The sequence below is a fragment of the Streptomyces sp. NPDC028331 genome, from assembly GCF_055565775.1.
On record NZ_JBVHTR010000001.1, the window covers coordinates 200,561 to 220,020 of the forward strand.

Sequence of the window (19,460 nt, forward strand, 5' to 3'; positions counted from 1 at the left end):
CTGTGGTGCCCCTGTGGTGCCCCTGCGGTGCCGGTGGGTGAGTGTTCACTCACTGATGCTTCCCTCTAGAGTGAGTAAGCACTCACCCACCCGTCAAGCCCCCGGGGGACAGACCATGGAATCCTTGGGCCCCATGCAGCAGACAGGGGCGCAGAAGGCAGCGCGGACGGCGCCGGCGCGGGGCCGGATCCTCGACGCCGCGCACGAGCTGATGCTCACGGTGGGGCTCGCCCGGGCCACGACCAAGGAGATCGCCAAGGCGGCGGGCTGTTCCGAGGCCGCCCTGTACAAGCATTTCTCCAGCAAGGAGGAGCTGTTCATCGGAGTGCTCACGGAGCGGCTGCCGCAGCTCACGCCGCTGATCAGCCGTCTGACGGCCGAGCCGGGGGGCCGCAGCCTGGAGGAGAACCTCACCGACATCGCCCGTCAGGCGGCGCTCTTCTACGAGCAGAGCTTTCCGATCGCGGCGTCGCTGTACGCCGAGACCCAGCTCAAGAGGCGGCACGACGAGGCGTTGCGGCAGATGGGGGCGGGGCCGCACATGCCGATACGGCTGCTGGACGCGTACCTGCGGGCGGAGCGGGCGGCCGGGCGGGTGCGGGCGGAGGCGGACACGTTCGCGGCAGCCTCGCTGTTGCTGGGGGCGTGTGCGCAGCGGGCGTTCGCCTACGAGGCGGCGGAGGGGCGGCCGCCGGTGGACGACTTCGCGCACCGCCTGGCACGCACCTTGCTGAACGGCATCGCGCCGGCGGAGTAGCCGGGGCGGAAGTCGCCCCCGCCGCCCCTACCCTTCCCGTCCCCGGGGGCTACCGCCCCCGGCCCCCCGCCTTGGGGCTGCGCCCCGGACCCCCGTCTCGGAGCTGCGCCCCCGGGTCGCTGTCTCGGGGCTGCGCCCCGGACTCCCGCCTTGGGGCTGCGCCCCCGACCCGCCTCGGGGCTGCGCCCCTGACCCCGGCCAAGCGCCCGCCCTGCCTGAGTGCTGGTGCTGCCCCTCCCGGCTCCCGCCTCGGGGTTGCGCCCCCGGGTCGCTGTCTCGGCCCTGCGCCCCAGACTCCCGTCCTGGGGCTGCGCCCCGGACTCCCGCCTTGGGGCTGCGCCCCTGACCCCGCCTCGGGGCTGCGCCCCGAACCCCAGCCAAGCGCCCGCCCTGCCTGAGTGCTGCTCCGCGGACTCCCGCCTCGGGGCTCCGCCCCGGAACCCCAGCCGAGTGCCCCGCCCTGCCTGAGTGCTGGTGCTGCCCCTCCCGGCTCCCGCCTCGGGATTGCGCCCCCGGGTCGCTGTCTCGGCCCTGCGCCCCCCGGCCGCTGCCTCGGCGCTGCGCCCCCGGCCGCTGCCTCGGCGCTGCGCCCCCGGCCGCTGCCTCGGCGCTGCGTCCCCTGCCCCCGTGCTGGGGCCTCCACTCCGGACCCCACAGCCAAGCGCCCCGGCCCCTGCCGTAAGAGCTGCGCCCCGCCCCCGCCTCGACCCGCCCCCTCCGCCGGCCTTCGGCCGTCCCGGCCCCAGGTGTCGGACGGGCTGGAGCGCGGGCTCGCTGGATTGGGCCGGGTCGGTGGGGCGTGTGGGCTTCTCAGGTTTCTGCCGGGGCGCCCGGTGTGCTCAGCCAGTCGTCGACGCCCGCCAGCAGCTTCGCCTTCACGTCCTCCGGGGCCGCCGAACCCCGTACCGACTGCCGGGCCAGTTCCGCCAGTTCCTCGTCCGTGAAGCCGTGGTGGCGGCGGGCCAGCTCGTACTGGGCCGCCAGGCGCGAGCCGAAGAGGAGGGGGTCGTCGGCGCCCAGCGCCATCGGGACGCCCGCCTCGTACAGCGTCCGCAACGGGACGTCCTCCGGCTTCTCGTACACCCCGAGCGCCACGTTCGACGCCGGGCAGACCTCGCACGTCACGCCCCTGTCCGCGAGGCGTTTCAGCAGGCGCGGGTCCTCCGCCGCCCGTACGCCGTGGCCCACACGGTGCGCGTGCAGGTCGTCCAGGCAGTCGCGGACCGAGGCGGGGCCCGTCAGCTCGCCCCCGTGCGGGGCCGACAGCAGGCCGCCGTCGCGGGCGATGGCGAAGGCGCGGTCGAAGTCCCGGGCCATGCCCCGGCGCTCGTCGTTCGACAGGCCGAAGCCGACGACACCCCGGTCGCGGTAGCGGACCGCCAGGCGGGCCAGCGTGCGCGCGTCCAGCGGGTGCTTCATGCGGTTCGCGGCGACCAGGACCCGCATGCCGAGGCCCGTGTCCCGCATCGCCGTCTCCACCGCGTCCAGGATGATCTCCAGCGCCGGGATCAGACCGCCCAGCCGCGGCGCGTACGACGTCGGGTCGACCTGGATCTCCAGCCAGCCCGAGCCGTCCTTGATGTCCTCCTCCGCGGCCTCGCGCACCAGCCGCCGGATGTCCTCCGGCTCCCGCAGGCACGAGCGCGCCGCGTCGTACAGCCGCTGGAAGCGGAACCAGCCCCGCTCGTCCGTCGCCCGCAGCCTCGGCGGCTCCCCGCTGACCAGTGCGTCCGTCAGCGCCTCGGGCAGGCGTACGCCGTACTTGTCGGCCAGCTCCAGCAGCGTGGCGGGCCGCATCGACCCGGTGAAGTGCAGGTGCAGATGGGCTTTCGGCAGCGCAGAGACATCACGTACATGCTCCATCCCAGGATCCTGCCGTACGTCCCTGCCGTCCCGGTAGCGCTTTCCCCGAACGTGGTCTTGCTCGCACACGCGGACGGGCCGCCTCCCCCAGGGGAAACGGCCCGCACACGCGCGTGAAGGACGCGAGGACGTCAGTCCCGCGCCTCCGCCAGCAGCTTCTGGATCCGGCTCACGCCCTCGACCAGGTCCTCGTCCCCGAGGGCGTACGACAGCCGCAGATAGCCCGGCGTGCCGAACGCCTCGCCCGGGACCACCGCGACCTCGGCCTCCTCCAGGATCAGCGCGGCCAGCTCCACGCTGTCCTTCGGGCGCTTGCCGCGGATCTCCTTGCCGAGCAGCCCCTTCACCGACGGGTACGCGTAGAACGCGCCCTCCGGCTCCGGGCACACCACGCCGTCGATCTCGTTCAGCATCCGCACGATGGTCCTGCGGCGCCGGTCGAAGGCCTCGCGCATCTTCGCGACCGCGTCCAGGCTGCCCGACACCGCGGCCAGGGCGGCCACCTGGGACACGTTCGCCACGTTCGACGTGGCGTGCGACTGCAGGTTCGTCGCCGCCTTCACCACGTCCTTCGGGCCGATGATCCAGCCGACCCGCCAGCCCGTCATGGCGTACGTCTTCGCCACGCCGTTGACCACGATGCACTTGTCGCGCAGCTCGGGCAGGAGCGCGGGCAGCGACACGCGGGCCGCGTCGCCGTAGACCAGGTGCTCGTAGATCTCGTCGGTCAGCACCCACAGGCCGTGCTCGACGGCCCAGCGGCCGATCGCCTCGGTCTCGGCCTCGCTGTAGACCGCGCCGGTCGGGTTGGAGGGGGAGACGAACAGGACGACCTTCGTCTTCTCGGTGCGGGCCGCCTCGAGCTGCTCGACGGAGACGCGGTAGCCGGTCGTCTCGTCCGCGACGACCTCCACCGGGACACCGCCGGCCAGCCGGATCGACTCGGGGTACGTCGTCCAGTACGGCGCCGGGACGATCACCTCGTCGTCCGGGTCGAGGATCGCGGCGAACGCCTCGTAGATGGCCTGCTTGCCGCCGTTGGTGACGAGGATCTGCGAGGGGTCCACCTCGTAGCCGGAGTCGCGCAGCGTCTTGGCGGCGATCGCGGCCTTCAGCTCGGGCAGGCCGCCGGCCGGCGTGTAGCGGTGGTACTTCGGGTTCTTGCAGGCCTCGACGGCCGCTTCGACGATGTAGTCCGGCGTCGGGAAGTCGGGCTCACCGGCGCCGAAGCCGATCACCGGGCGCCCGGCGGCCTTGAGGGCCTTCGCCTTGGCGTCCACGGCGAGGGTGGCGGACTCGGAGATCGCCCCGATCCGGGCGGAGACCCGGCGCTCGGTGGGAGGGGTTGCAGCGCTCATGGGACCCATGGTTTCAGACGGGAAACACGCCGGGCACGCGGGTTTCACAGACTGAACAAGAAGGGATCGACGACTGAACAACCGTCCGGATCCGCGCCCCCGCCTGGCCGATCTTCCACCTGCAAGGCGCCTGTGGGCGCTTTCTGTTCGACGCCCGGCCCCGGAACACGTACACTCTCACCTCGTTGGCCTTCAGCGGCCGCGACCGGCGATGCACACCGAGCACCCGGCCGGATGCGGTACGTTGGGGTACACACAAAGGGTCGTAGCTCAATTGGTAGAGCACCGGTCTCCAAAACCGGCGGTTGGGGGTTCAAGTCCCTCCGGCCCTGCTACACACTCCTTCACCAGGAAGTGTGCGGACAGTACGTACGTATTGCACTCGCCGTGCGGCTCCACCGGGCGCGGCACGGCCACGACCCGGGAATCAGGTGAGGACGAGTGACGGACGCCGTGGGCTCCATCGACATGCCTGACGCCCAGGACGAGGTGCAGGAGTCGAAGAAGAAGGCCCGTAAGGGTGGCAAGCGAGCCAAGAAGGGCCCGCTGAAGCGCCTTGCCCTCTTCTACCGCCAGATCATCGCGGAACTCCGCAAGGTCGTCTGGCCGACCCGTAACCAGTTGACGTCGTACACCACCGTGGTGATCTTCTTCGTCGCGATCATGATCGCCCTGGTGACCCTGATTGACTATGGGCTCAACCACGCCGCCAAGTACGTCTTCGGCTGAGCCGAGAGCGAAGGACGCCGTCGTGCCCGGCGTCCCTTTCGCATGTTCCACCCCTATGTATCCAGGAAGAAGCAGCCACCGTGTCTGACCCGAACCTGAACGACGCCATGGAGCCTCGCGGGGAGGCCGTCGAGTCCGTGGATGACGAGCTCGACATCGTCGAGGGCGCGGACGAGGTCGACGAGGCCGAGGCTGCCGAAGCCGCCGCGGGCGAGCCGGCCGAGGAGACCGCCCTGCACGTGGAGGGCGAGGAAGAGGCCGCGTCCGAGGAGGCCGAGGGCGAGCCGGAGCCCGAGCTCGACCCGGTCGAGAAGCTGCGCGAGGAGCTGCGCTCACTGCCCGGCGAGTGGTACGTGATCCACACCTACGCCGGCTACGAGAAGCGGGTCAAGGCGAACCTGGAGCAGCGTGCCGTCACGCTGAACGTCGAGGAGTACATCTACCAGGCAGAGGTCCCCGAGGAAGAGATCGTCCAGATCAAGAACGGCGAGCGGAAGACCGTCAAGCAGAACAAGCTGCCCGGTTATGTGCTCGTCCGCATGGACCTGACGAACGAGTCCTGGGGCGTCGTCCGCAACACGCCCGGTGTCACGGGCTTCGTCGGCAACGCCTACGACCCCTACCCGCTGTCCCTCGACGAGGTCGTCAAGATGCTCGCCCCGGAGGCCGAGGCCAAGGCCGCCCGCGAGGCCGCCGAGGCCGAGGGCAAGCCGGCCCCGCAGCGCAAGGTCGAGGTCCAGGTGCTGGACTTCGAGGTCGGCGACTCGGTCACCGTCACCGACGGCCCGTTCGCCACGCTGCAGGCGACCATCAACGAGATCAACCCCGACTCGAAGAAGGTCAAGGGCCTGGTGGAGATCTTCGGCCGCGAGACGCCGGTCGAGCTCTCCTTCGACCAGATCCAGAAGAACTAGTTCCGACTGGTTCCTCTGCCGCACCAGCCACCGGCCAGGTCAGACGGACTCCCCCTGAGGGGCCGTCTGACCTGTCGGTTTTTGGCCGCGCACCGGTACCCGTTATCGTTGTGCGGTATGCCTCCATCCGGATGATCCGGGCGATCGAGCCCAAGGTGATCCGGGCGATCACGCCCAAGGATGGCGGCGGAAAACTCTCACTAAGGACCCGGAGAGAGCTATGCCTCCCAAGAAGAAGAAGGTCACGGGGCTCATCAAGCTCCAGATCCAGGCCGGCGCCGCCAACCCGGCCCCGCCGGTCGGTCCGGCGCTGGGTCAGCACGGCGTCAACATCATGGAGTTCTGCAAGGCCTACAACGCCGCGACCGAGTCGCAGCGCGGTTGGGTCATCCCGGTGGAGATCACGGTCTACGAGGACCGCTCCTTCACCTTCGTGACCAAGACTCCGCCGGCGGCCAAGATGATCCTGAAGGCCGCGGGCATCGAGAAGGGCTCCGGCGAGCCGCACAAGACCAAGGTCGCCAAGATCACCCAGGCGCAGGTCCGCGAGATCGCCCAGACCAAGATGCCCGACCTCAACGCCAACGACCTGGACGCCGCCGAGAAGATCATCGCCGGCACCGCCCGTTCCATGGGCGTCACGGTCGAGGGCTGAACCCGACCTTCGTAACCATGCGGCTCCGGCCGCACGTGGCAGGGCCTGCTCGGCCCGTACCACGACTCCTTCAGAACCCACAGGAGCAGTTGTGAGCAAGCGCAGCAAGGCTCTCCGCGCTGCGGACGCCAAGATCGACCGGGAGAAGCTCTACGCCCCGCTCGAGGCCGTCCGTCTCGCCAAGGAGACCTCCACGACCAAGTTCGACGGCACCGTCGAGGTCGCCCTGCGTCTGGGTGTCGACCCGCGCAAGGCCGACCAGATGGTCCGTGGCACCGTGAACCTCCCGCACGGCACCGGTAAGACCGCCCGGGTCCTGGTCTTCGCGACCGGTGACCGTGCCGAGGCCGCTCGTGCCGCGGGCGCCGACATCGTCGGCGCCGACGAGCTGATCGACGAGGTGTCGAAGGGCCGTCTGGACTTCGACGCCGTCGTCGCCACCCCGGACCTCATGGGCAAGGTCGGCCGCCTCGGCCGCGTGCTCGGTCCCCGTGGTCTGATGCCGAACCCCAAGACCGGCACCGTGACCCCGGACGTCGTGAAGGCCGTCAACGACATCAAGGGCGGCAAGATCGAGTTCCGCGTCGACAAGCACTCGAACCTGCACTTCATCATCGGCAAGACGTCCTTCGACGACACCAAGCTGGTGGAGAACTACGGCGCGGCGCTGGAGGAGATCCTCCGTCTGAAGCCGTCGGCCGCCAAGGGTCGCTACATCAAGAAGGCCGCGGTCAGCACCACGATGGGCCCCGGCATCCCGGTCGACCCGAACCGCACCCGCAACCTCCTCGTCGAGGAGGACCCGGCCGCGGTCTGAGCCTGAAGGCTCACCCGGTCGGTCACGGGCCCCGCACCTTCGAGGTGCGGGGCCCGTCGGCGTCTGAGACGCGGGGCACATGCCGTTTCACCTCATGTGCGTGCCGATTCCCCGAGCCGGAGTTAGCGTGAAGATCACGGAGCGCATCAGGGGGGGAACGCATGAGGGACGGCATCTTCCGGCGCGGGATCCTCCCGGTCGCGGCGGTTCTCGCCCTGTCCGCCCTGCCGGCGTGCAGCCGCGCGGGCGACGGCGGCTCCGGGCAGCGCTCCGCGGCGCCGTCCGGCGGCCCCACCCACGTCGACACGCGGTCGCTGGCGGCCCTGCGGGCCGTGGAGAAGGCCACCTCCCGGGCCGGCTCGGCACGGGTCGAGTCCACGACGGCCATGGGCGAGATGCTGGCCCTGCGGACGGACGGCGTCCTCGGCTGGTCCGGCGACCCGGTGGGTACGCTCCGCATCACCTACACCGGCGGGCAGCTCGCGGAGACGATGCGCACGCTCGGCAGTACGTCGATGGAGGCACGGCTGCTGCCCGACGCGTACTACGCCAGGGTGGGCGACGCGTTCGCCCGGCGGCTCAACGGACGGCACTGGATCAGGTACGGCTACGACGACCTGGCGGCCCTGCCGGGCGGCTCTGGCGCCGCTCTGACGGCCCAGCTGCGCAACACCGCCCCGCTGCAGCCGGTCAGGCTGCTCATCGCCTCCCGGGACGTGCACAGGGTCGCGGAGGAGACGGTACGCGGCCGTCGCACCACCCACTACTCCGGCACGGTCACCCCGGCGTCCCTGACGGGCGGCCTGAAGGAGCGGCTGCAGCAGGCCGGCGTCATCGAGGAGACGGTCGACATCTGGGTCGACGGCCAGGGCCTGCTGGTCAAGAAGGCCGAGCGGGGCGAGCTGTCGAGCGGCCGGATGTCCTCGACGGCGTACTACCGCGACTACGGCACGAAGTTCTCGGCGACCAAGCCCCCGCGGGCGGACACGGCCGACTTCACGGAGCTGCTCACCACACGGGGCGGCTCATAGCCCGCGGGAGCCCGCCGGTGAGCCTGCGGGGCCCGCGGCGTGCGTCCCGTGCATGGGGCGCGACCACCCGCGAGCGCTGGACGGGAGCTGATCCGCGGGAGCGGATTTGCTTGCCGGCGATTCGTTCCCGTACCCTCCTACAGAAGCCAAAGACCGCTGGTCGTTGCCGTGCGCTCGAACGAGGGCGCGGTGGCCGAAGGATCCGCTGAACTGCGGACGACCCGCGCAGGTGACAGTGGAAGAGCTCCCGGAGTACGTGCGTCGAGATGTGCGTACGGCTGGTCGAGCCCGCCCCGTGCGCCTGCGCCGGGGCGTTTCGTTTTCCCCAGTCCTCCTTCGGGTCCGCGCGGTCCGAATCACCCGGAAGGAGGCCGAGGCTCTATGGCGAGGCCCGACAAGGCTGCCGCGGTTGCCGAGCTGACGGACAAGTTCCGCAGCTCCAACGCCGCCGTGCTGACCGAGTACCGCGGTCTCACCGTGGCGCAGCTCAAGACGCTGCGCCGGTCGCTCGGTGAGAACGCCCAGTACGCCGTGGTGAAGAACACGCTGACCAAGATTGCGGCCAACGAGGCCGGGATCACGCTGGACGACCAGCTCTTCGCTGGTCCGACGGCCGTCGCCTTCGTCACCGGTGACCCGGTGGAGTCGGCGAAGGGTCTCCGTGACTTCGCCAAGGACAACCCGAATCTCGTCATCAAGGGCGGTGTCCTTGACGGCAAGGCGCTGTCCGCCGACGAGATCAAGAAGCTTGCGGACCTCGAGTCCCGCGAGGTTCTGCTCAGCAAGCTGGCCGGTGCCTTCAAGGCGAAGCAGTCCCAGGCTGCCTCCGTCTTCCAGGCGCTGCCGTCGAAGCTCGTCCGCACCGTGGACGCGCTCCGCGCCAAGCAGGAAGAGCAGGGCGGTGCCGAGTAATTCGGCTCGCTTTCTGATCCGCGCCGTCTGACGCGGCACGGGTCGCAGCGGGCCGACGTACGCCCGCCTTATCCAGTACATCCGGCACCTGCCGATTTGAGTGGAAGGACCGCCATCATGGCGAAGCTCACCCAGGACGAGCTGCTTGCCCAGTTCGAGGAGATGACCCTCATCGAGCTCTCCGAGTTCGTGAAGGCCTTCGAGGAGAAGTTCGACGTCACCGCCGCCGCTGCCGCGCCGGTCGTCGTCGCCGGTGGTGCCGCTGGTGGCGCCGCTGCCGAGGCCGAGGAGGAGAAGGACGAGTTCGACGTCATCCTCGCCGGCGCCGGTGACAAGAAGATCCAGGTCATCAAGGTCGTGCGTGAGCTGACCTCCCTGGGCCTGAAGGAGGCCAAGGACCTGGTCGACGGTGCGCCGAAGCCGGTCCTCGAGAAGGTCAACAAGGAGCAGGCCGACAAGGCGAAGGAGGCCCTCGAGGGCGCCGGCGCCTCGGTCGAGGTCAAGTAAGACCTTCGAGGGTCCAGCAGGACTCCGGGTCCGCACAGGACCCGAGGGGGCCGTACGGAGCGAGCGCTCCGTACGGCCCCCTTTCGCATGTGCCAACACTCCGAGGTCCGGCGGTGCCCGCCGTCGCTGCCCGTCCGGGCCGGTGGTGGTGGGCGGCCGCCGGCCCCGCCCGGGGAGGGGGGATCGGGCGCCCCGGGACCCATTGCCGGGGGCGGAGCCGGCGCCCGGGAGCCCTTGGCGAAGACGGGGCTGCTCGGGCCCTTGCCGGAGGCGGCTCGGCTGATGAGCCCGTGCCGACGGTGCCGGGGCCGAGTTCGTCAGATGCCATGCCACGGAGCCTTCCGTACTGGCTCGGGCCGGGGGCGGGACCCCGGCCCGGCCGCCCCGCGGCTCGGGCCGACTGCGGGACCCGGCCCGCGCGGCCGACCTGGCCGCCCCCAGCCCCGGCCGACTGCGGGACCCGGCCCCGGCCGACCGCGCGACCCCGGCCCGGCCGACCCCGCCACCCCCAGCCCCGGCCGACCACCCCGCCCCCCCGAGCCCCGAACGGCATTCACCCGTCCGCCGTAACCCCCCGCCTCGAACCCGACGCACGTCTCACCCCCAAGGCTGTAACGCGGACGTGCCGAGGTGCGATCATCCATCCGGGTGGTCGCTCTTCGGCGTTCCGGGGGGTCCGGTGGCGGCTGCCTTGCGTGCGTCGCCGTGGGGGGTATGGTGATCTTCGGTCGTGCCTCCCGAGGGCCCCGGTGACAGGTCGAACGTGACGATGGCAGCACCCGGTTTGGGCAAGGGGGGCCTTGACGAACCGCACGCAGCGCGCAATTCTCAGGACGCGTCGTCACAACGATCCGGATCCGAGGCATGGATCGACGACGAAGAGGGCAGTATCGATGTGCATCGAAGGCGTGGCGTGCCGCAGGTGTTGAGGGACAACGAGGGCCTCCAGCGGAAGCCTGAAAACCCGCACTGGACATCAGTGTGCCTTGTGGCTACACTGACCCTTTGCGCTGCCTGTTAGCTGCCTCCTGCCCGTCACCAGGAGCACGCCCCATGCTTGAGCACCGAGCATAAAAGTCTCTGACCTGAGGCTTTCCATCTCTGTGCCCGGCGGGGACCGGGACGCGCGTAGTGAGTCCGAGCCCTCGGAAGGACCCCCTCTTGGCCGCCTCGCGCACTGCCTCGACCGCGAATACGAACAACGGCGCCAGCACCGCCCCGCTGCGCATCTCCTTTGCAAAGATCAAGGAGCCCCTCGAGGTTCCGAACCTTCTCGCGCTGCAAACCGAGAGCTTCGACTGGCTGCTCGGCAACGACGCGTGGAAGGCTCGCGTCGAGGAGGCTCTGGAGAACGGTCAGGACGTCCCGACCAAGTCCGGCCTCGAGGAGATCTTCGAGGAGATCTCCCCGATCGAGGACTTCTCGGGGTCCATGTCGCTGACCTTCCGCGACCACCGCTTCGAGCCGCCGAAGAACTCGATCGACGAGTGCAAGGAGCGCGACTTCACCTACGCCGCGCCCCTGTTCGTCACGGCCGAGTTCACCAACAACGAGACCGGCGAGATCAAGTCCCAGACCGTCTTCATGGGCGACTTCCCGCTCATGACGAACAAGGGCACTTTCGTCATCAACGGCACCGAGCGTGTCGTCGTCTCCCAGCTCGTGCGGTCGCCCGGCGTCTACTTCGACTCCACCATCGACAAGACGTCCGACAAGGACATCTTCTCCGCCAAGATCATCCCGTCCCGGGGTGCCTGGCTCGAGATGGAGATCGACAAGCGCGACATGGTCGGTGTCCGCATCGACCGCAAGCGCAAGCAGTCCGTCACCGTCCTCCTGAAGGCGCTCGGCTGGACGACCGAGCAGATCCTCGAGGAGTTCGGCGACTACGAATCCATGCGCGCCACCCTGGAGAAGGACCACACCCAGGGCCAGGACGACGCGCTGCTCGACATCTACCGCAAGCTGCGCCCGGGCGAGCCCCCCACGCGTGAGGCCGCGCAGACGCTGCTGGAGAACCTCTACTTCAACCCGAAGCGCTACGACCTCGCGAAGGTCGGCCGCTACAAGGTCAACAAGAAGCTGGGTACGGACACCCCGCTGGACGCGGGCATCCTGACCGTCGAGGACATCATCGCGACGATCAAGTACCTGGTGAAGCTGCACGCCGGTGAGACCGAGACCGTCGGTGACAACGGCGAGACGGTCGTCGTCGAGACCGACGACATCGACCACTTCGGCAACCGCCGTCTGCGCAGCGTCGGCGAGCTCATCCAGAACCAGGTCCGCACGGGTCTGGCGCGTATGGAGCGCGTCGTGCGCGAGCGCATGACCACGCAGGACGTCGAGGCGATCACGCCGCAGACCCTGATCAACATCCGGCCGGTCGTCGCCTCCATCAAGGAGTTCTTCGGCACCAGCCAGCTGTCCCAGTTCATGGACCAGAACAACCCGCTGTCCGGGCTGACGCACAAGCGGCGTCTGTCCGCGCTGGGTCCGGGTGGTCTGTCCCGTGAGCGGGCCGGCTTCGAGGTCCGTGACGTGCACCCCTCGCACTACGGCCGCATGTGCCCGATCGAGACCCCCGAAGGCCCGAACATCGGTCTGATCGGCTCGCTCGCCACCTACGGCCGCGTGAACGCGTTCGGCTTCGTGGAGACCCCGTACCGCAAGGTCGACGAGAACGGTGTCGTCACCGAAGAGGTCCACTACCTCACGGCCGACGAAGAGGACCGCTTCGTCATCGCCCAGGCCAACGCGCCGCTGACCGAGGACCTCCGGTTCGCCGAGGCCCGCGTCCTGGTGCGCCGCCGTGGCGGCGAGGTCGACTACGTCGCCCCCGAGGACGTGGACTACATGGACGTCTCGCCGCGCCAGATGGTGTCGGTCGCGACCGCCATGATCCCCTTCCTCGAGCACGACGACGCCAACCGTGCCCTCATGGGCGCGAACATGATGCGTCAGGCCGTGCCGCTGATTAAGTCCGAGTCCCCGCTCGTCGGCACCGGCATGGAGTACCGCTCCGCCGTCGACGCCGGCGACGTCGTCAAGGCCGAGAAGGCCGGTGTGGTCCAGGAGGTCTCCGCGGACTACATCACCACCGCCAACGACGACGGCACGTACATCACGTACCGCCTGGCCAAGTTCGCCCGCTCCAACCAGGGCACCTCGGTCAACCAGAAGGTCATCGTCAACGAGGGTGACCGCGTCATCGAGGGCCAGGTCCTCGCCGACGGCCCGGCCACCCAGAACGGCGAGATGGCGCTCGGCAAGAACCTGCTGGTCGCCTTCATGCCCTGGGAAGGCCACAACTACGAGGACGCGATCATCCTCAGCCAGCGCCTGGTCCAGGACGACGTCCTCTCCTCGATCCACATCGAGGAGCACGAGGTCGACGCCCGTGACACCAAGCTCGGCCCCGAGGAGATCACCCGGGACATCCCGAACGTCTCCGAGGAGGTCCTCGCCGACCTCGACGAGCGCGGCATCATCCGCATCGGTGCCGAGGTCATCGCCGGCGACATCCTCGTCGGCAAGGTGACCCCGAAGGGTGAGACCGAGCTGACCCCCGAGGAGCGCCTGCTGCGCGCGATCTTCGGTGAGAAGGCCCGTGAGGTCCGTGACACCTCGCTGAAGGTGCCGCACGGCGAGACCGGCAAGGTCATCGGCGTGCGCGTCTTCGACCGCGAGGAGGGCGACGAGCTTCCCCCCGGTGTGAACCAGCTCGTGCGCGTGTACGTCGCGCAGAAGCGCAAGATCACCGACGGTGACAAGCTCGCCGGCCGCCACGGCAACAAGGGTGTCATCTCCAAGATCCTGCCGATCGAGGACATGCCGTTCCTGGAGGACGGCACCCCGGTCGACATCATCCTCAACCCGCTGGGTGTGCCGTCCCGAATGAACCCGGGACAGGTCCTGGAGATCCACCTCGGCTGGCTTGCCAGCCAGGGCTGGGACGTCTCCGGCCTGGCGGACGAGTGGGCGCAGCGCCTGCAGGCCATCGGCGCCGACCAGGTCGCCCCGCGCACCAACGTCGCCACCCCGGTGTTCGACGGTGCCCGCGAGGACGAGCTGGCCGGTCTGCTCCAGCACACCCTGCCGAACCGCGACGGCGAGCGCATGGTGCTCCCGTCCGGCAAGGCGCGGCTGTTCGACGGCCGCTCCGGTGAGCCGTTCCCGGACCCGATCTCGGTCGGGTACATGTACATCCTCAAGCTGCACCACCTGGTCGACGACAAGCTGCACGCCCGCTCGACCGGTCCGTACTCGATGATCACCCAGCAGCCGCTGGGTGGTAAGGCCCAGTTCGGTGGCCAGCGCTTCGGCGAGATGGAGGTGTGGGCCCTCGAGGCCTACGGCGCCGCGTACGCCCTCCAGGAGCTGCTGACCATCAAGTCCGACGACGTCACCGGCCGCGTGAAGGTCTACGAGGCCATCGTCAAGGGCGAGAACATCCCTGAGCCCGGCATTCCCGAGTCCTTCAAGGTGCTCATCAAGGAAATGCAGTCCCTGTGCCTCAACGTGGAGGTGCTGTCCTCGGACGGCATGTCCATCGAGATGCGCGACACCGACGAGGACGTCTTCCGCGCTGCGGAGGAGCTCGGCATCGACCTGTCCCGGCGCGAGCCGAGCAGCGTCGAAGAGGTCTGACGGGAGTCCGGCGGGCCTGACGACCATCAGGCCCGCCGACCCCCAGGCCCCCGTTTCAGACCACAGACTTAACGACCCTGAGAGGGATTGACGCATAGTGCTCGACGTCAACTTCTTCGACGAGCTCCGGATCGGCCTGGCCACCGCTGACGACATTCGCCAGTGGAGCCACGGCGAGGTCAAGAAGCCCGAGACCATCAACTACCGCACCCTCAAGCCCGAGAAGGACGGCCTCTTCTGCGAGAAGATCTTCGGCCCCACCCGGGACTGGGAGTGCTACTGCGGCAAGTACAAGCGCGTCCGCTTCAAGGGCATCATCTGCGAGCGCTGTGGCGTCGAGGTCACGCGCGCGAAGGTGCGTCGTGAGCGGATGGGCCACATCGAGCTGGCCGCGCCCGTCACGCACATCTGGTACTTCAAGGGCGTCCCGAGCCGCCTGGGCTACCTGCTCGACCTGGCGCCGAAGGACCTGGAGAAGGTCATCTACTTCGCGGCGTACATGATCACGTACGTCGACGAGGAGCGCCGTCAGCGCGACCTGCCCTCGCTGGAGGCCCACGTCTCCGTGGAGCGCCAGCAGATCGAGCAGCGCCGCGACGCCGACCTGGAGGCCCGCGCCAAGAAGCTCGAGGCCGACCTGGCCGAGCTGGAGGCCGAGGGCGCCAAGGCCGACGTGCGCCGCAAGGTGCGCGAGGGTGCCGAGCGCGAGATGAAGCAGCTTCGCGACCGTGCGCAGCGCGAGATCGACCGCCTCGACGAGGTGTGGACCCGGTTCAAGAACCTCAAGGTCCAGGACCTGGAGGGCGACGAGCTGCTCTACCGCGAGCTGCGTGACCGCTTCGGCACGTACTTCGACGGTTCGATGGGTGCCGCGGCGCTGCAGAAGCGCCTGGAGTCCTTCGACCTGGACGAGGAGGCCGAGCGCCTCCGCGAGATCATCCGCACCGGCAAGGGCCAGAAGAAGACCCGTGCGCTCAAGCGGCTGAAGGTCGTCTCGGCGTTCCTGCAGACGTCCAACAGCCCCAAGGGCATGGTCCTGGACTGCGTCCCGGTCATCCCGCCGGACCTGCGTCCGATGGTGCAGCTCGACGGTGGCCGCTTCGCGACCTCCGACCTGAACGACCTGTACCGCCGTGTGATCAACCGCAACAACCGTCTGAAGAGGCTCCTGGACCTCGGTGCCCCGGAGATCATCGTCAACAACGAGAAGCGCATGCTTCAGGAGGCCGTTGACGCCCTCTTCGACAACGGTCGTCGCGGTCGCCCGGTCACGGGCCCCGGCAACCGCCCGCTGAAGTCCCTCAGCGACATGCTGAAGGGCAAGCAGGGTCGCTTCCGTCAGAACCTGCTCGGCAAGCGTGTGGACTACTCCGCGCGTTCCGTGATCGTCGTCGGTCCGCAGCTCAAGCTGCACCAGTGCGGTCTGCCGAAGGCGATGGCGCTGGAGCTGTTCAAGCCGTTCGTGATGAAGCGCCTGGTCGACCTGAACCACGCGCAGAACATCAAGTCGGCCAAGCGCATGGTCGAGCGCGGCCGCACGGTCGTGTACGACGTGCTGGAAGAGGTCATCGCGGAGCACCCGGTTCTGCTGAACCGTGCGCCCACGCTGCACCGCCTCGGCATCCAGGCCTTCGAGCCGCAGCTCGTCGAGGGCAAGGCCATCCAGATCCACCCGCTCGTCTGCACCGCGTTCAACGCGGACTTCGACGGTGACCAGATGGCCGTGCACCTGCCGCTGTCCGCGGAGGCGCAGGCCGAGGCCCGCATCCTGATGCTGTCCTCGAACAACATCCTCAAGCCGGCCGACGGCCGTCCGGTGACGATGCCGACCCAGGACATGGTCCTCGGTCTGTTCTTCCTCACCACCGACGGCGAGATGCGTGACGTCAAGGGCGAGGGCCGCTCGTTCGCGTCCGTGGCCGAGGCGATCATGGCGTTCGACGCCGGCGAGCTCTCGCTGCAGTCGCGCGTGGACATCCGCTTCCCGGTGGGCACCATCCCGCCGCGCGGCTGGACCCCGCCGGTCCGCGAGGAGGGCGAGCCGGAGTGGCAGCAGGGTGACAGCTTCACGCTGAAGACCACGCTGGGCCGCGCGCTCTTCAACGAGCTGCTGCCCGAGGACTACCCGTTCGTCGACTACGAGGTCGGCAAGAAGCAGCTCTCCGAGATCGTCAACGACCTCGCCGAGCGCTACCCGAAGGTCGTCGTTGCGGCCACGCTCGACAACCTGAAGACGGCCGGCTTCTACTGGGCCACCCGTTCCGGCGTCACCGTCGCCATCTCCGACGTCGTCGTTCCCGAGGCGAAGAAGGAGATCGTCAAGGGCTACGAGGCGCAGGACGAGAAGGTCCAGAAGCAGTACGAGCGCGGTCTGATCACCAAGGACGAGCGCACCCAGGAACTGATCGCGATCTGGACCAAGGCGACGAACGAGGTCGCCGAGGCCATGAACGAGAACTTCCCGAAGACGAACCCGATCTTCATGATGGTGAACTCGGGTGCGCGAGGAAACATGATGCAGATGCGCCAGATCGCCGGTATGCGCGGTCTGGTGTCGAACGCGAAGAACGAGACCATCCCGCGGCCCATCAAGGCGTCGTTCCGTGAGGGTCTGTCCGTGCTGGAGTACTTCATCTCCACGCACGGTGCCCGTAAGGGTCTCGCGGACACCGCTCTGCGTACCGCCGACTCGGGTTACCTGACCCGTCGTCTGGTGGACGTGTCGCAGGACGTCATCATCCGCGAGGAGGACTGCGGCACCGACCGTGGCCTCAAGCTCCACATCGCCGAGCGCGGCGCCGACGGCGTCCTGCGCAAGGCGGACAACGTGGAGACGTCCGTGTACGCGCGCTGCCTCGCCGAGGACATCGTCGTGGACGGTCAGGTGCTGGCCCCGGCCGGTACCGACCTGGGCGACGTGCTCATCGAGGAGCTCGTCTCGCGCGGCGTCGAGGAGGTCAAGACCCGTTCGGTCCTGACCTGCGAGTCCGCGGTCGGCACCTGCGCCATGTGCTACGGCCGTTCGCTGGCCACCGGCAAGCTGGTCGACATCGGTGAGGCGGTCGGCATCATCGCCGCCCAGTCCATCGGTGAGCCCGGCACCCAGCTCACGATGCGCACCTTCCACACCGGTGGTGTGGCCGGTGACGACATCACCCAGGGTCTGCCGCGTGTCGTCGAGCTCTTCGAGGCCCGTACCCCGAAGGGTGTCGCCCCGATCTCCGAGGCCTCCGGCCGCGTCCGGATCGAGGAGACCGAGAAGACCAAGAAGATCGTCATCACGCCGGACGACGGCAGCGACGAGACGGCCTACCCGATCTCGAAGCGCGCCCGACTCCTGGTCAGCGAGGGCGAGCACGTCGAGGTGGGCCAGAAGCTCACCGTGGGTGCCACCAACCCGCACGACGTGCTGCGCATCCTGGGCCAGCGTGCCGTCCAGGTCCACCTGGTCGGCGAGGTCCAGAAGGTGTACAACTCGCAGGGTGTGTCGATCCACGACAAGCACATCGAGATCATCATCCGGCAGATGCTCCGCCGTGTGACGATCATCGAGTCCGGCGACGCCGAGCTGCTGCCCGGCGAGCTGGTCGAGCGCTCGAAGTTCGAGCAGGAGAACCGTCGTGTGGTCCAGGAGGGCGGTCACCCGGCCTCCGGTCGTCCGCAGCTCATGGGTATCACCAAGGCCTCGCTGGCGACCGAGTCCTGGCTGTCGGCGGCGTCCTTCCAGGAGACGACCAGGGTCCTCACGGACGCGGCGATCAACGCCAAGTCCGACTCCCTGATCGGCCTCAAGGAGAACGTCATCATCGGTAAGCTCATCCCGGCCGGTACGGGCCTCGCCCGCTACCGCAACATCCGGGTCGAGCCGACCGAGGAGGCCAAGGCCGCGATGTACTCGGCCGTGGGCTACGACGACATCGACTACTCGCCGTTCGGCACGGGCTCCGGCCAGGCCGTGCCGCTGGAGGACTACGACTACGGTCCGTACAACCAGTAAGCGAGCAGCATGAACCGAAGGGCGGTCACCCCGTGGGGGTGGCCGCCCTTCGGCGTTGCCGGAGCGCTGCTCAGCGGTTGATCGCGAGGTGCGGCTCCAGGGCGCGCAGCCTCTCCTGGTGGCCGGGATGGCTGGAGAGCAGGCGGGTCAGCGCCCCGGGGTCGGCCGGCTGTTCTCCGGCCGTGGCCGCACGGTCGCGCTGCGCCGCCTCCTGCGCCTGGAGGTGTTGCAGCACCTCCGTCATCTCCCGTGCGAAGCCGAGCGCGACCGCCTGTTCGTCGGCGCGCAGTTCGCTCTTGCGCGCCGTGTAGGCGAGGAAGTACGGGGCGACGAGCAGGGAGAGCGCGATGGGCCAGTAGGCGAGCGAAAGCATGAGCGCGAAGCCCGCCAGGAGGAGGAACAGGGCGATGGCCACGAGCATGTTGATCCGGCTGGCGACGTAGACCGCGATGATGGCGAGGAAGCTCGCCACGTTCCAGGCGATCCGGCCGGGCAGCGAGTACCAGTAGCCGAGCAGGCCGGCCCATGAGTGACCGCCGGTGTGGTGGCCGAGTTCGTGCGCGAGTACGGCGGCCAGGTGGCTGCTGGGGACCTCGCCCAGCGCGTACGTCGTGACGCCGACGATGTGGCCCGCGACCGCCGCCGCGTTCAGGTCGTCGCTGTTCTCCACCATCAGTTCGTACGTGTGGGCCTCGATGCCCGCGCGGGCGGCGACCTCGTGCCAGACCGGCTCCAGACGGGCTCGTTCGTCCGGCTCGGGGCGCCGGAGCTTCAGGACGCGGCGGGCGAAGAGGCGCTCGGTGGGCCGGTGGAAGGCGAGTCCGCCCGAGAACAGCCAGGCGGCCACGATGAGCCAGCCGACGATGTTTCCGGCGAGGGCCACGGAGATGGTGGCGACAACGGCGAAGCTCGCCGCGAAGCCGGGGATGTACATGATCAGTCGGCCCCAGGCCGTGGCGTCCGCGCCTCGCTGGTGGGCGGAGATGTGGATGCGTGCGCCCTGGTGGCGGTAGTCGAGGTCGTCGGGAGCGGAAGGGCTGGGGGAAGCGGGGACAGTGGGAGTGGCTTCGGGAGTCGGGGGAGCGGGGACAGTGGGGGCGGCTTCGGGAGTCGGGGGAGCGAGCGGGGCGGCGATGGGCTGTGGCGGGTCCGCGGGTGCCTCCGGGTACTCGGGCGGAGCACTGCCCGGGTACGGAGGGGCTTCGGGGTGGGGGAGGGCCGCGGCTGTCTCCGTGTGGCGTGGGGCCACGGGATACGGGGGTGGCGCGGC

Annotated in this window: 13 protein-coding genes and 1 tRNA gene; 11 read left to right on the forward strand and 3 right to left on the reverse strand. The window is 69.2% G+C overall.

Going from position 1 to position 19,460, the window contains the following annotated elements; all coding sequences use genetic code 11:
• The first annotated feature begins 133 nt into the window (after positions 1-133).
• Positions 134-757 (forward strand): TetR/AcrR family transcriptional regulator, encoded by a 624-nt coding sequence (locus ACZ4SW_RS00970; RefSeq protein WP_468236175.1) that lies wholly within the window; start codon positions 134-136, stop codon positions 755-757.
• Between the two features lie 810 nt (positions 758-1,567).
• Here ACZ4SW_RS00970 and ACZ4SW_RS00975 read toward each other — a convergent pair.
• Positions 1,568-2,620, reverse strand: coding sequence for an adenosine deaminase (locus tag ACZ4SW_RS00975; RefSeq protein WP_468236177.1), 1,053 nt, complete (start codon positions 2,618-2,620; stop codon positions 1,568-1,570).
• 131 nt (positions 2,621-2,751) lie between these two features.
• A complete protein-coding gene (locus tag ACZ4SW_RS00980) occupies positions 2,752-3,978 on the reverse strand; it encodes a pyridoxal phosphate-dependent aminotransferase (protein ID WP_468236180.1) in 1,227 nt (408 codons plus the stop codon).
• A gap of 259 nt (positions 3,979-4,237) precedes the next feature.
• Between ACZ4SW_RS00980 and ACZ4SW_RS00985 the strand changes: the two genes are divergently transcribed.
• From ACZ4SW_RS00985 to ACZ4SW_RS01030, 10 genes are all read left to right on the forward strand, one after another.
• Positions 4,238-4,310 (forward strand) — tRNA-Trp (locus ACZ4SW_RS00985).
• Positions 4,311-4,419: 109 nt separating this feature from the next.
• The gene (gene secE / locus ACZ4SW_RS00990; RefSeq protein ID WP_055493151.1) at positions 4,420-4,707 is read left to right on the forward strand and encodes a preprotein translocase subunit SecE; all 288 of its coding nucleotides are present in this window, start codon (positions 4,420-4,422) and stop codon (positions 4,705-4,707) included.
• An 80-nt stretch (positions 4,708-4,787) separates the two neighbouring features.
• Complete coding sequence (gene nusG, locus ACZ4SW_RS00995) at positions 4,788-5,621, forward strand: transcription termination/antitermination protein NusG (RefSeq protein WP_468236182.1); 834 nt, start codon at positions 4,788-4,790, stop codon at positions 5,619-5,621.
• A 220-nt stretch (positions 5,622-5,841) separates the two neighbouring features.
• Positions 5,842-6,276 carry a 50S ribosomal protein L11 gene (gene rplK / locus ACZ4SW_RS01000; RefSeq protein ID WP_468236184.1) on the forward strand — a complete coding sequence of 145 codons (435 nt, stop codon included), beginning with the start codon at positions 5,842-5,844 and terminating at the stop codon, positions 6,274-6,276.
• Between the two features lie 91 nt (positions 6,277-6,367).
• Positions 6,368-7,093 (forward strand): 50S ribosomal protein L1, encoded by a 726-nt coding sequence (rplA, locus tag ACZ4SW_RS01005; RefSeq protein ID WP_103841201.1) that lies wholly within the window; start codon positions 6,368-6,370, stop codon positions 7,091-7,093.
• 161 nt (positions 7,094-7,254) lie between these two features.
• Entirely contained in the window at positions 7,255-8,124 is an 870-nt protein-coding gene (locus ACZ4SW_RS01010) for an SCO4651 family lipoprotein (RefSeq protein WP_468236188.1), read from the forward strand.
• A 381-nt stretch (positions 8,125-8,505) separates the two neighbouring features.
• Complete coding sequence (gene rplJ, locus ACZ4SW_RS01015) at positions 8,506-9,036, forward strand: 50S ribosomal protein L10 (protein WP_468236190.1); 531 nt, start codon at positions 8,506-8,508, stop codon at positions 9,034-9,036.
• A 117-nt stretch (positions 9,037-9,153) separates the two neighbouring features.
• Positions 9,154-9,543, forward strand: coding sequence for a 50S ribosomal protein L7/L12 (gene rplL / locus ACZ4SW_RS01020; RefSeq protein ID WP_468236193.1), 390 nt, complete (start codon positions 9,154-9,156; stop codon positions 9,541-9,543).
• A 1,161-nt stretch (positions 9,544-10,704) separates the two neighbouring features.
• Positions 10,705-14,193 (forward strand): DNA-directed RNA polymerase subunit beta, encoded by a 3,489-nt coding sequence (gene rpoB, locus ACZ4SW_RS01025; protein ID WP_468236196.1) that lies wholly within the window; start codon positions 10,705-10,707, stop codon positions 14,191-14,193.
• Positions 14,194-14,290: 97 nt separating this feature from the next.
• Complete coding sequence (locus ACZ4SW_RS01030) at positions 14,291-18,190, forward strand: DNA-directed RNA polymerase subunit beta' (RefSeq protein WP_468236199.1); 3,900 nt, start codon at positions 14,291-14,293, stop codon at positions 18,188-18,190.
• A gap of 70 nt (positions 18,191-18,260) precedes the next feature.
• On the opposite strand, the gene ACZ4SW_RS01035 is transcribed toward ACZ4SW_RS01030, so the two are convergent.
• Positions 18,261-19,439 carry a M48 family metalloprotease gene (locus ACZ4SW_RS01035; RefSeq protein ID WP_468236201.1) on the reverse strand — a complete coding sequence of 393 codons (1,179 nt, stop codon included), beginning with the start codon at positions 19,437-19,439 and terminating at the stop codon, positions 18,261-18,263.
• Positions 19,440-19,460 lie beyond the last annotated feature (21 nt).